General features: G+C 68.8%; 6 protein-coding genes and 1 pseudogene. 3 read left to right on the top strand and 4 right to left on the bottom strand.

Annotation, left to right across the window (positions count from 1 at the left end; all coding sequences use genetic code 11):
* Positions 1 to 137: 137 nt before the first annotated feature.
* The 4 genes and pseudogenes from BZB76_RS03725 to BZB76_RS34555 all read right to left on the bottom strand — a co-directional run.
* Entirely contained in the window at positions 138 to 1,598 is a 1,461-nt protein-coding gene (locus BZB76_RS03725) for a glycosyltransferase family 87 protein (protein WP_121433428.1), read from the bottom strand.
* A 105-nt stretch (positions 1,599 to 1,703) separates the two neighbouring features.
* Entirely contained in the window at positions 1,704 to 3,902 is a 2,199-nt protein-coding gene (locus tag BZB76_RS03720) for a transglycosylase domain-containing protein (protein WP_246006731.1), read from the bottom strand.
* Between the two features lie 776 nt (positions 3,903 to 4,678).
* A complete protein-coding gene (locus tag BZB76_RS03710) occupies positions 4,679 to 7,192 on the bottom strand; it encodes a transglycosylase domain-containing protein (protein WP_170180496.1) in 2,514 nt (837 codons plus the stop codon).
* Between the two features lie 2,013 nt (positions 7,193 to 9,205).
* Positions 9,206 to 9,334, bottom strand: a pseudogene (locus BZB76_RS34555) (DUF5318 family protein); the annotation flags it as partial.
* A gap of 262 nt (positions 9,335 to 9,596) precedes the next feature.
* Between BZB76_RS34555 and BZB76_RS03705 the strand changes: the two are divergent.
* From BZB76_RS03705 to BZB76_RS03695, 3 genes are all read left to right on the top strand, one after another.
* The gene (locus BZB76_RS03705) at positions 9,597 to 10,220 is read left to right on the top strand and encodes a PadR family transcriptional regulator (protein ID WP_121432848.1); all 624 of its coding nucleotides are present in this window, start codon (positions 9,597 to 9,599) and stop codon (positions 10,218 to 10,220) included.
* Between the two features lie 95 nt (positions 10,221 to 10,315).
* Positions 10,316 to 11,395 carry an inositol-3-phosphate synthase gene (locus BZB76_RS03700; RefSeq protein ID WP_121432847.1) on the top strand — a complete coding sequence of 360 codons (1,080 nt, stop codon included), beginning with the start codon at positions 10,316 to 10,318 and terminating at the stop codon, positions 11,393 to 11,395.
* A 202-nt stretch (positions 11,396 to 11,597) separates the two neighbouring features.
* The gene (locus BZB76_RS03695) at positions 11,598 to 13,370 is read left to right on the top strand and encodes an ABC transporter substrate-binding protein (RefSeq protein ID WP_246006730.1); all 1,773 of its coding nucleotides are present in this window, start codon (positions 11,598 to 11,600) and stop codon (positions 13,368 to 13,370) included.
* Positions 13,371 to 13,402: the final 32 nt, after the last annotated feature.

The raw sequence follows: 13,402 nt of genomic DNA, 5'->3' as shown, positions 1-13,402 counted from the left end.
GCCTGTTGTCGCAGGCAGCGGGACGCTTTGAGTCGTGGCTTCGGCTTGTTTTGGGCGTGGCGTCAGATCTGTCGCCTTGATTGGACGGTGGCGCGTGGCTGGAGGGTGCGGACGCCCGGGGCGCTTAGGGTTGTTTGCTAGGGGGTCAGGGGGACGCTGGTGTGGTGGGTGCCGCGTCGGCGTTTCAGTCGGTTCAGGGCGATTACGTCGTCCGCGCCGTCCAGGAAACCGCCGGACGGGTCGTCTGCGCCGTCCGCACGGATGAGGTCGCTGGACGGGCGCAGCACGTCCCACACCACCAGGGCGGCCAGTGCCAGGACGGTTACGAACCGGGCGAACAGGGCCAGATGGTAGACGTCCTCGTTGATCCCGCCGTCCGGGGCGTCCAGGCTCAGCACCGCCGACATCGTGCCCGACAGGTCCTGGCCCGGGGTCTGTGCGGACACCGACAGCAGGAACCACCAGATTCCGAAGAAGTAGGCGATCTCGCCGAGTTGCCACACCACGAACGCGGGGAGCTTCGGACGGGCCAAGACCGCGAGTGGCAGTAGCCACAACACGTACTGCGGCGACCAGACCTTGTTCGGCAGCATGAACGCGACCAGGACGAGGAACATCAGCTGCGGCAGGCGGGGTCGCGTCGGTGCCACGAATGTGAGGACGGCGATTCCCGCCGCGAGGACGAGGAAGGTTCCCGTGCCCAGGAGATTGAGTGTTTCGGTGTCGGACGTGGCCTTTTCCAGCCCGTGGTCTTGCAGGTAGAAGAAGATGGAGCCCCAGTCGACGCCGCGTTTCTGGCTGAAGGAGTAGAACTCTCGCCAACCGTCCCACGCGAAAATCATCACGGGCAGGTTGACGAGTAGCCACGCGGCGGCGGTGCCGACGAGCATGCGGCCCATGGCGCGCCACTGCGCGGCGCGTATGCACAGCAGAATAAGGGGGCCGAGGAACAGTAGCGGGTAGAACTTCGCCGCGATCGCGAGCCCCAGCAGCGCCCCGGCGAGCGTCGGGCGGCGCGCCGACCATGCGGCCAGGGCGAGTGCGGAGAGTGCCACCGCCAGCAGGTCCCAGTTGATGGACGCGGTGAGCAGCAAGGCCGGTGACAGCGCCACCATCAGGCCGGTTCGCAGTGAACGGCGTCCCGCCACGTACGCGGTGGCGAGGACGGCCACGATCGCGAGGACGATGAGGATCAGCACGGTCACGTTGAAGAACGCCATGCCGCGTTCGTCCACGCCGAACGGTTTCACCAGCCACGCCACCAGCTGCATGAAGCCGCCACTGAGGACCGGGTATTCGACGTAGTGGATGGTGTCGGAACCGGTGAACGAGTCGAAGTACGGGACTTTGCCGTCGTTCAGTCCGCGCACGTAGTACAGCGGATAGATGTCGGTGTAGCAGGCGTTCGTCGTCGTCTTGATGAAGTCGAAGTTCGCTGACGCGCACGGCTGCTTCTGCAACCAGCCCAGCAATCCCATCAGGGCGGTGAGGCCGGTCAGCACCGGGATCAGCCGCGCGAATCTGCCCGGACGGCCGTTCCCGTCGTCACTGTCGTTTCCGGCAGCGGACTTCCCGAGCCTCTTAGAAGGCGACGCCATGGACAGCAAGACTATTGGTCCGTCACACCCACCTCGGCCGGGCACGGTCTGAGCACGCGGAACGGCCCGGAGCCGATGGCGGGCTCCGGGCCGTTCCACTTAGTGCTAGTTGCCGTTCGGGTCGTTCGGGTCCGGCGGTTCCACGTCGCGGCACTCGGGATGATTCTGGTGGGCCGGTTGCGCGCACCACCAGGTCTTGTCGCCCTTCGGGGGAAGGTCCGGATTGCAGCCGATCGGCATGTTGAACCGGTCGCACGGCACCTCACCCGGCGACGGCGGCGACGGCGAGGTCGGCGGAGTCGGCGTCTGCGACTCGCAACCCGGCCGCGGCCTGTCCGGCTCGCACCTCGGCGTCTCCGACGCCTTCGGTGTCGGAGACGTGGTCGGCTTCGGCTCGGCCTTCGACCACGGGGCGAGCTGGCCGACATTGGCGGGCGGCCCGAATTGCGTGATCTGCTTGCCCTCCAGGGCCTTCAGCATGAACCGCTTGAACAGATCGGCCGGGACGGTACCACCGTAAACCTGGTCGTAGTTACCGACCCCGATCAGCGACTTGCGGTTTCCGGCCTTGTCCTGCCGCCACATCGCCGACGCCGTCACGAGCTCCGGGGTGTAGCCGACGAACCAGGCGGACTTGTTCTCGTCCGTCGTACCGGTCTTGCCGGCCACCGGACGGGCGCCGAGGCTCGCGCGCTGACCGGTACCGGAGGTGACGACCGCCCGCATCGCGGACGTGGCGTCCCGGGCGACACCCGCCGAGAAGACCGTTCGGGGCTTCTCCCAGGGCAGCTTCTCCAGGAGCTTGCCGTCCTTGTTCGTGACCGGGCCGTTCTTGTTGGTGGTGATCTCGGCGATGACGTGCGCGTCCCGGTGCTTGCCCTCCGCGGCGAACGTCGAGTAGACGGACGCCATCGTGACGGCGCTCGCGTCGATGACACCGAGCGGCAGCGAGGTGTACGAGGGGTCGAGGTTCTCGGTCTTCTCCGGGATGCCCATCTTCTTGGCCATCTCGATGACCTTGGGAAGCTGGACCCGCTGCCCCAGCTCGACGTACGACGTGTTGATGGACATCGCCGTCATCTGCTTGAGCGAGTAGACGCCGTTCTCCGACCGGTTGTCGTTGGTGAACGTCGCGCCGTTGATCGTCCGCTTGTAGGAGCCGTCCATCATCGTCTGGAGGCTGATGCCCTGGTCGAGCGCGGTGGCCAGCACGATCGGCTTGAACGACGAACCGGGCTGCACCTCACCCTGGAAGGAGTTGTCGAACTGCTGTTTGCGGTAGTCGGGGCCGCCGTACGCGGCGATGACCCCGCCCGTCTTCGGGTCGATCGCGGCCAGCCCGAACTTGATCTCCGAGTTGAGCCCGTTCTCCTTGTGGATCTGCTTGACGGCCTTGTTCATGTAGTTCTGCAGATCCTTGTTGAACGTCGTCTTGATCCGCAGCCCGCCGGTCTCCAGCATCTGGTCGTCGATGCCGAGCCGGTTCAGTTCGGCGATCACGCGGTCGCGCAGGTAGCCGGTGTTCGGGTCTTCCGGGACGTCGCTCCAGTTCTCCTGGGTCTGCGGGAACTGCGCCGCGGCGCGCTTGCCCGAGTCGAGCCAGCCCTCCTCGACCATGCCGTCGAGGACGTAGTTCCAGCGGTTGATCAACGCCTGCTTGGCCGGGTCGGACGCCGGGCCGAAGGTCTTGAAGTACGACGGCCGCTGGATCAGCGCGGCGAGCATCGCCGCCTCGGACACGTTGACGTCGGTGATGGGCTTGTGGAAGTAGGCGCGGGACGCCGCCTGGATGCCGTACGACCGGCGCCCGAACGGGACCGTGTTCAGGTACAGCTCAAGGATCTTCGCCTTGTCCATCTCGCGGCCGAGGCGGATGGAGATGAGGATCTCCTTGATCTTCCGGCTGGCCGTCCGGTCACGGCTGAGGCCCGCGTAGTAGTTCCGCGCCATCTGCTGGGTGATCGTCGAGGCGCCGGCGACCTCGCCGCCGACGACCGCCCGGTAGAACGCGCCCGCGATACCGGTCGGCGAGATGCCCGGCTCATGCCAGAAGCCGCGGTGCTCGGCGGCCAGGACCGCGTCCTGCACATGCTTCGGGACCTTGCTGAGCGGGATGTCCTCGCGGTGGGTGCCGATGCGGGCGAGCGGTGACCCGTCCGAGAACATGATCACCGACTCCTGGCGAAGCGCGTCCTGCTGCTTCTCCGTCGGGATCGGGGTGTTGGCGTACGCGACGATGACCAGCGCCGCCATGCCGAGGATCAGCACGCTGACGACGGCGACGACGACCTTCCAGGACGGCACGTACCGCCGCCAGCCGGTCTTCTTCTCCTTGCCGCCGTCCGAGCGCCGGTCGCTCTCGCCCCAGAAACCGGTGTCCCCGTTGTCCCCGGGACCGCCGCGTCGCCCCGGACCGCCGGGACCTTGCGGCCCACCAGGTCCACCAGGTCCACCAGGTCCACCCGGACCGCCTGGCCCACCCGGACCGCCGGGACCCCTCGGGCCACCGGGCCCGCCAGGTCCACCGGGACCCATGGGCGGGCCGGGAGGTCCGCCAGGGGCGCCTTGCGGGCGGCCGGGACGACCCGAACGGACCGGCGGAGCGCTCGGCCCCTGACGCATCGCCGCGGGCGTACCGCGACGCCGGCCGTTGCCGCCCATCCGTGCGGGCCCGCCACGTCCACCCGACCTCCCGCCACCGGGGCGTGGGGTCCGGCCGGGGTCGCCGGACGCTCCGCCCCGCGGCGCACCGGACGGCGATCCCGCGCCGCCGGAGCGGCGGGCCCCCCTCCGGTCGGGGCCATCTCCGAATTCCGGTCCGTATGGGCTTCGGTTACTCACGCGTCCTCATCAACTGGGGTACGGCTGTGCGTCGTCAGAGAGTACTGCGCGCCCGGCGGCGCGGGGGCCGGGGATGCAAGCCTGGTAGGGCTTCCGGCCACCCCGCGGGCATGGTCTCGCCCGCTGACATGCGGCCACGCATGGAGTCGTACTGATATACGGACATGTGTTGATTTTCGGCTCGCCCCGTCGGCACGAGGCGAGCCGGTCGAATCGTTCGGGCTGGACGGCCCTCCGGTTCATTCCGGGGGCCTTCCCGGCGGCATCAGCGGAACGACGGTCGCCGCGTTCGGACGGTTGAGACCGCGGCCGTCACCGTCCCGCCGGAACCGGCAGGCGGGATGGCCCTGGTGCATGTTGCACCACCACTGCGGCGGCGGATCGCTCGGCGGCTTGTTCGGGTTGCAGTTGGGGTCGGGGAACGGCGACTGGCACGGCGGCTTGTCGCCGCCGGGGCCACCGGGGCCGCCGGGGCCGCCGGGGCCGTCGCCGTCGTCCCGACAGCGCGGGTCGTACTGGCCGAGCGGCCCGTCGCACCACGGCGGCCTCTTCGGCTTCTTCTCCTCCGGGGGCTTCGCCCACGTCTGGGTGATGCCGCCCCACACGGGCGGTGGGAACTGCTTGGCGTCGATCCCGCGCAACGCGTCCGACATGTAGGACCGCCAGATGCGGGCGGGAATCGTACCGCCCTCCACCTGCCCGATCCCCGGCAGGACCACCGACTTCTTCCTCTTGTCCGGCCCCACCGAGTCGTTGTAGAGCGTCACCGCGGTGGAGACCTGGGGCACGTATCCGACGAACCACGTCGCGACGTTCCGGTCGGTCGTTCCGGTCTTGCCGGCGGCCTGGCGTCCGTCCGGCAGCCGCGCCGCCGTCGCGGTACCGCCCAGGATGACCTGGCGCATCGCGTAGGTGGCGTCCGCCGCGACCCGCGGGCTGAAGACCCGGCGCTTGGTGTACTTCGGCTTGAGCCGCACCGTCTTGTTGTCGGTCTGCTTGACCTGCCGGATCACGTGCGGCTGGTGGTACATGCCGCCGTTCGCGAACACGGCGTAGCCCGCCGCCTGCTCGATCGGACGGATGTCGTTGACGCCCAGCGCCAGGTTCAGGCAGCAGTCGTGCGGCTTCAGGAGATCGGACGCGACACCGGCGTCGGTCGCGGTCTTGATGACCTCCTGGATACCCACCTTGCCCATCAGCTGGATGAACGCGGTGTTCACCGACTCCTCCGTCGCCGTGATGAGGTTGACCGCCGGCGCCACCTCATGGCTGTTCGGCACCTTCACGCCCGACGAGTCGCTCTCCGGGACGACGTTGCCCTCGGGGTTGATGGGGATCCTCGACCGGCCCTCCACCATGCTCTTGAGGCTGTAGTTCTGCTTCAGTGCCGTCGCCAGCACATACGGCTTCATCGCCGACCCGGCCTGCGCCCTGCCCTGCCACACGTTGTCGAACGCCTGGTCCAGGTAGTCGGGGCCGCCGTAGAACGCGACGACCTCGCCGTTCGCGCTGTTCACCGAGACCAGCCCGACGCGGATCTTCTTCTGCGCCAGCTTCTTCGGATTGACCTGCGGGACGGTCTGCTCCGCCGCCCGCTTGGCCATCGCCATCCGCTTGCGGTCGAACGTCGTGTAGACGCGCAGGCCCTTGGTCGTCAGCTCCTTGTTGTCGATGCCCAGCCTGCGGAGTTCCTCCTTGGCCCGCATCAACATGTAGCCGCGCTGCCCGCCGTACAGCTGGTTACCGGTGCCCGCCTCCTTGATCGCGGGCAGCTTGTTCATGTACTTGTCGGCCTCGGCCTGGCTGAGCTTGCCCATCGAGACCATGCCCTTGAGCGTGTACTGGTACCTCCCGGTCACCCACGCCTGGTTCTCCTTTTCCCCCGGGTCTCGGTTGGGGTTCTGGATGATGCCGCCGAGGAACGCCGCCTGGTCGGGCTTGAGCTTCCACACGTCCGTCCCGAAGTACTCGCGGGACGCCGCCTGGATGCCGTACGTGTCACGGCCGAAGTAGATGGTGTTCAGGTACAGCTTGAGAATCTCGTCCTTGGTGTACCGCTCTTCCAGCTTCAGCGAGATGAACAGTTCCTTGAACTTCCGGTTGACGGTCCGGTTGTTCGGGTCGGAGTAGTAGTTCTTCGCGAGCTGCTGCGTGATCGTGGACCCGCCGCCCGACCCGCCGGTCAGGTTCTTCCACACGGCCCGGGTCGTCCCCTTGACGGAGAAGCCGGGGTCGGTGCGGAAGCTGCGGTTCTCCGCCGCCAGCACCGCGTCCTGGACGAACGGCGGCACCTTGTTCAGCTCGACGCTCTGCCGCTTCTTGCCGATCCGTCCGATCTCGGTGCCGTCGGTGTAGTAGAAGATCGACGCCTGGTCCTCGACACCGGCCACCGTGGGTTCGGCGGGCGTCGGCGTGTTGGCGTAGGCGACCCAGATCAGCGTGATGAACGCCGCGATCCCGAGCCCGCACACACCGGCCACGACCTTCCAGGACGGAAGGTACTTGCGCCATCCCGTCCCCCGGGACCGCAGATGATCGAGCAGCTTCTTCGGTGCGGGCTTACCCGTCCCGGGCGGCGTCCCTCCAGGCCCACCGGGACCCGCGGGCCCTCCAGAACGACGGGCCGCGCGTGTGCCACGGCCACGGAATCTGCCGGTGACCTTGGACCCGAGCTCCTGCCCGACCTTCCCGAGCCCACCGAGCTTCTCCCGGACGCCGTTCCCGACCGTCCCGAATCCCGCGGCACCGGCCATTCCAGCCCCACCGGCGGCATGCCGCCCCGGCCCACCGACCGCTCCCCCCGCACCGAACGCCCCCGGCGTCCCACCGGACACGCCCGCACCCGGCCCCCCGGGCCCTCCAGGTCCGACACCTTGAGGCGGCGCCCCGGGCCCGGCGGCATTGCCCATCGCGGAGTCCATGGGCGCACCGGCATTCGGCAGACCCGGCCCCCCGGGCGGAGGCGAGCCCATCGGCCCGCCCAGCGGCTGAGCCCGACCGGCCGCGAATCCACCCGAATCAAAACCACCGGAGCCAGCGCCCCCCTGCGGCACGCCACCTGCACCGGGAACCGGAGGCTGCGGCCCATCAACAGAACCGGGCCCACCCGGAGACACACCCGGCGTACCAAAGCCCGGCGTGCCACCACCGCCCGCCGACGCCGAACCGAACGGCGCCTCACCAGCACCCGACCCGCCGGCAGGCACACCCGGCGTACCGAACCCCGGCGTACCACCACCACTCGGCGGCGCCGAACCCATCGGCGCCCCGGGCACACCCGACTCAACCGGACCGGGGCCGAAGCCGGGATCACCGGCAGACACACCGGGCGTCCCGAAACCCGGCGTACCACCGCCCGCGCCGAACGGCGCCTCGGACGCACCCGACTCGAGCGGGCCAGGCCCGCCGGCAGGCGCACTCGGCGTACCGAAACCTGGCGTGCTACCGCCGCTCGCCGACATCGCGCCGAACGGCGCCTCGACCGGACCAGGACCACCTGGCCCGCTGGAAGGCACACCCGGCGTACCAAAACTCGGCGTGCCGCCGCCGCTCGCCGGCAACGCACCGGGAGCACCCGGTTCACCGGGAGCGAAAGCGGGGTCACTGGAAGGCGCACTCGGCGTACCGAAACCTGGCGTGCTATCGCCGCTCGCCGACATCGCGCCGAACGGCGCCTCGACCGGACCAGGACCACCTGGCCCGCTGGAAGGCACACCCGGCGTACCAAAACTCGGCGTGCCGCCGCCGCTCGCCGGCAACGCACCGGGAGCACCCGGTTCACCGGGAGCGAAAGCGGGGTCACTGGAAGGCGCACTCGGCGTACCGAAACCTGGCGTGCTATCGCCGCTCGCCGACATCGCACCGAACGGCGCCTCGACCGGACCAGAACCACCCGACCCGCTGGCGGCCACACCCGGCGTACCAAAAGCCGGCGTGCCGCTACCGCTCGTCGGCGCCGAACCAAACGGCGCCTCGCCGGCGCCTGGCTCGACCGGGCCGGGAGCACCCGACCCGCTGGCGGCCACACCCGGCGTACCGAAACTTGGAGTACTGCTGCTGCTCGGCGGTGCCGAACCCATCGGTGCCCCGGGCGCAGCCGGATCGAGGGGGTCAGGGCGGAGGCCGGGGTCGTTGGCAGGCGCACTCGGCGTGCCGAAAGCCGGGGTACTGCTGCCGCTTGGCGGTACCGGGCCCAGCGGCGGTTCGCCGGGGCCGTTTGGGGGGGTCGTGGCGTTCGGCTCGTTCGGGGCGCCCCCTGACGGGGCGTTCAGCGCGCTTGGGATGCCGTGGCCGCTTGGCGGGTCGGGGGGAAGGGGAGTCCCGGGCGGCGGTGTGGAGCCCATGGGGAAGCCCGGCGGCGTCGAGGGAGCGGCCGGGACGGCGGGGGTGGGGGCGGTCGGAGGGGAGCCGGGGTCGCCCATGAAGTTCGGTGACTGGTCCTGCTGCCCGGGCGCGACGTGCTCGCGCGGGGCATCCGGCTGTCCGGGCTCGCCAGAATCGCCGGGACGGGGGTTGTGCTGCCCGCCCGGCCTCTGCGACCCGGGTTCCGGTCGGGGCTGGCTTGGATTACTCACGCGACCTCATCAACAGGGGACAACGGTTGCTGCCGAGGGCCGGGGTCACCCACCGGCTCAAGGCGGCTCGAGCGCCGTCCGAAGCGTACTGTGCGGGCTGGTGAGCGGGAGGAGCATGTGCACGGCGAAGGGGTGTTCCGGCTGGTCAACGCCCCGGCCGGACGCTACGGCCGGTGTTTCCTCCTTACTTGTCTACCGCTCGGGGCTCCGCACCCCGGGGCCGAGGACATACGACATGGCCAGATGGTTCCATGCGCAACTTTGGCATACTTCCACCACATACACCCTGAATTCTCCGGATTTGCGGTCCGACCAGGAGAGTTCGGCGGTGGTCTCTCACGCGTCCGGCGCGGCGGCCGGGTCGTCCCCGTAGATCCGGGTGACTTCGGCGAGCGCCGCCCTGTGGACGACGATCAGCCTCGAGCGTCGGATCCGCGTTACCGCAGCTCAGAGCCCGGACGAGCCGGACGGACAACTCGCCACTTGCCAGGGCGGGCCGGACTACGTATCTTGGCGATGTATCGAGTCGATACATTCACTCGATACATCGGATCGAGACATCCGGCTCTACGGGGGTGGGACGATGGCGGCGGCCAAGAAGGGCGCGGGCGTGCTGGAGCTCGCCGTGCTCGGCCTGCTGCACGAATCCCCGATGCACGGATACGAGCTGCGTAAGCAACTCAACACCCTGCTGGGCATGTTCCGCGCCTTTTCGTACGGATCCCTCTACCCGTGCCTCAAACAGCTCCTTGCCAACGGGCTGATCATCGAGGATCGGCCGGAGGAGCCGAACACGGCGCTGGCACTGCAGAGCCGCCGGTCGAAGATCGTTTACAAGCTCACCGCGGACGGCAAGGAGCGCCTCCAGCAGCTCCTCACCGAGGCCGGTCCGGCGTCGTGGGAGGACGAGGGGTTCGGCGTGCACTTCGCCTTCTTCTCGCACACCCGCGCCGACGTCCGGCTGCGGATCCTCGAGGGTCGGCGCAGCCGGCTGGAGGAACGCCTGGAGAGCGTCCGCGCCGCGCTGGCGCGGACCCGCGAACGAGTCGACTCCTACACGCTGGAACTGCAGAACCACGGGTTGGAGTCGGTCGAACGCGAGGTCAGATGGCTCAACGAGCTCATCGGACGCGAGCGGGCCGAGCAGGAACAACAAGCAAGAAACGACCAGAGCAAACAGGACAAGCCTCGGGACAGGGGCCGCTAGGGCGGCCCACCCCGGAAAGGCGAACCCCACCGCGGAGGTGGCGGGCGCCCTCCGGGCGGGCGAGGATCGCAATCGCAAAGAGAAGGAGCAACCGGATGGGTTCGGTGCGCGTGGCCATCGTGGGTGTGGGCAACTGCGCCTCTTCGCTCGTCCAGGGTGTCGAGTTCTACAAGGACGCGGCCCCCGATACGCGAGTCCCCGGCCTGATGCACGTGCAGTTCGGCGACTACCACGTGGGTGACGTCGAGTTCGTCGCGGCGTTCGACGTGGACGCCAAGAAGGTCGGGATGGACCTGTCCGAGGCCATCCACGCCAGCGAGAACAACACGATCAAGTTCGCCGACGTCCCGCCGACCGGGGTGACGGTCCAGCGCGGCCACACGTTCGACGGCCTCGGCGAGTACTACCTGGACATGGTCGAGGAGTCCGACGCCGAGCCGGTCGACGTGGTGCAGGCGCTGAAGGACGCCGAGGTGGACGTCCTCGTGTCGTACCTGCCGGTGGGCTCGGAGGAGGCCGACCGCTTCTACGCCCAGTGCGCCCTCGACGCCAAGGTCGCGTTCGTGAACGCGCTGCCGGTGTTCATCGCCAGCGACCCCGAGTGGGCCCAGAAGTTCACCGACGCGGGCGTTCCGATCGTCGGCGACGACATCAAGTCGCAGGTCGGTGCGACCATCACGCACCGGGTGATGGCCCGGCTGTTCGAGGACCGCGGTGTCGAGCTGCTGCGCACGTACCAGCTCAACTTCGGCGGCAACATGGACTTCATGAACATGCTGGAGCGCAAGCGTCTCCAGTCGAAGAAGATCTCCAAGACGCAGTCGGTGACGTCGCAGATCCCGCACGAGATGGCGAAGGCGGACGTGCACATCGGCCCGTCCGACCACGTGCCGTGGCTGGACGACCGCAAGTGGGCCTACGTCCGGCTGGAGGGCAAGTCGTTCGGCGACACGCCCCTCAACCTGGAGTACAAGCTCGAGGTCTGGGACTCCCCGAACTCCGCCGGCGTGATCATCGACGCGGTGCGCGCCGCGAAGATCGCCAAGGACCGGGGCATCGGCGGACCGATCCTGTCGGCGTCCTCCTACTTCATGAAGTCGCCGCCGGAGCAGTACAACGACGACCAGGCGCACGCCGCCGTCGAGAGGTTCATCCGCGGCGAGATCGACCGCTGACCGAAGGCCGGCGCGCGCAACCAGGCGCGCCGAAGGCCTCGTCACGAAGTTCTCAAGGGACGCCCTGGCAGTGGACATCCACTGTCAGGGCGTCCTTACTTGCGCAGAGAAACGGTGATGTACCAGTCCTTTGTCACGCTCTGGCCCTACTGTGACACCACGGGTTACTGCTCGCCACGTCCCGATGTCGTGAGGTGAGAGCGTGAGGGCACGCGAGATGATCAAGGTGATGCTGGGGCTGACCGGTCTCGCGCTCGGGCTGGCCGCGTGCGCCGGGGGAGGCGATGACGCGTCCGCCGCCGGACGGCCCCGCGACGGCGGCATGCTGCGGATCGTCGGCTCGTCCGACGTCGAACACCTCGATCCGACGTCGGCCGCGAGCGTCGGCGCGTACGGGCTCGTCCGCACGTTCGCGCGGACGCTGTTCGGGACGCGCGCGGCCAACGATCTCCAGGAGACGATTCCCGTACGGCCCGACGTGGCCGCCCGGATCCCGACGCGAGAGAACGGCGACATCAGCAAAGACCACCGCGTCTACACGGTGACGTTGCGGAACGGCGTCCGGTGGAACACCAGGCCGCCCCGGCCGGTGACCGCGCATGACTTCGTTCGCGGCTTCGAACGGCTGTGCAACCCGGCGTCGCCGTCCGCCGGCAAGGGGTACTTCATCTCCACGCTCAGGGGCATGGACGAGTTCTGTCGCGGCTTCGGCGCCGTCAACGCCCACGACGCCGCGGCGATGGCCGCCTACCAGCGCGACCACGACATCGCGGGGGTTCGCGCCAAGAACGACACGACGCTCGTCTTCGCGTTGAAGCGTCCCGCCAGCGACTTCCTCCACCTGCTGTCGCTGCCGTCCACCGCCGCCGCGCCCCAGGAGTACGACCGGTACATCCCGGACGGACCAGAGTTCCGGCGGCACACCATCTCGAACGGCCCGTACCAGATCACCGACTACCGGCCGGGCATGTCGTACCTGCTCACCCGCAATCCGGCGTGGCGGCCCGACGGCGATCCGCTTCGCGAACGGCATGTCGAGAAGATCCGGATCACCCTCGGACAGGACTCGCCGGAGGCCGTCCAGCAGCAGATCGAGCAGGGCGTCGCCGATCTCGCCTGGGACCAGCCCGTTCCGACGTCCGCGATCCCGGACCTGCGCGACGACCCCCGCTTCGCGATCATGGAGACGCCGAACAACAGCCCCTACCTGGTGTTCAATACGCGCAGCCCCAACAACGGCGGCGCGCTCGGCAGACGCGAGGTCAGACAGGCGCTGGAGTACGCCATCGACCGCAGCGCCCTCGTCAAGATCGTCGGCGGTCCCGCGGTGGCCAGACCCCTGCACACGGTCATTCCGCCGGGCAACTCCGGATACGCTCCCGCCGACCACTACCCCACGCCCGCCGAGTCCGGCAATCCCATGAAATGTCGGCAGCTGTTGGGCCGGACGGGTCATCCGAGTCTCACGCTGAGGTTCCCGTACCGCACCAACAGCGTCCACAAGCTGATCGCCCAGTCCATCGCGGAGAATCTGGACTCCTGCGGCGTGAAGACCGTGCTCACGGCCGACTCCAGCGGCTCCTTCTACGCCGACACCATCGCCACCCCCGCGAAGGCCCGCGCGGGCACCTGGGACATCGCCGCCCCCGGCTGGACGCCCGACTGGTACGGCAACAACGGCCGCTCCATCATCCAGCCGCTCTTTGACGGACGCGGCTATGGCCAGAACTCCACCAACTACGGCGGTTACAACAACCCGCAGGTCAACGCTCTGATCGATGCGGCTCTGACCGCGCCGGACCCGTCCCGTGCCGCCGTCTTCTGGCAGCGGGCCGACCAGAAGATCATGCAGGACGCCGCGATCGTCCCGCTGCTGAACCGCTCCCACACGCTGTACCGCTCGTCCCGCGTCCACGGCGCGCACTTCCTGCCCACCACCTCCGGCTACGACTACACCCGCCTCTGGTTGGACTGATCGCGGAGCGCCCATCGCCGGAGCGCATAAAG

It is taken from the genome of Actinomadura pelletieri DSM 43383 (genome assembly GCF_003634705.1).
Classification (GTDB): Bacteria; Actinomycetota; Actinomycetes; order Streptosporangiales; family Streptosporangiaceae; genus Spirillospora; species Spirillospora pelletieri.
The sequence above is the reverse complement of the archived record's forward strand: the minus strand, read 5'-3'. Positions and strand labels throughout refer to the sequence as shown.

What these genes read in the sequence shown, in the direction of transcription:
- BZB76_RS03725 (WP_121433428.1), bottom strand. Translation starts at nt 1,598, where the DNA reads ATGGCGTCGCCTTCTAAGAGGCTCGGGAAGTCCGCTGCCGGAAACGAC.
- BZB76_RS03710 (WP_170180496.1), bottom strand. Translation starts at nt 7,192, where the DNA reads ATGGCCGGTGCCGCGGGATTCGGGACGGTCGGGAACGGCGTCCGGGAG.
- BZB76_RS03705 (WP_121432848.1), top strand. Translation starts at nt 9,597, where the DNA reads ATGGCGGCGGCCAAGAAGGGCGCGGGCGTGCTGGAGCTCGCCGTGCTC.
- BZB76_RS03700 (WP_121432847.1), top strand. Translation starts at nt 10,316, where the DNA reads ATGGGTTCGGTGCGCGTGGCCATCGTGGGTGTGGGCAACTGCGCCTCT.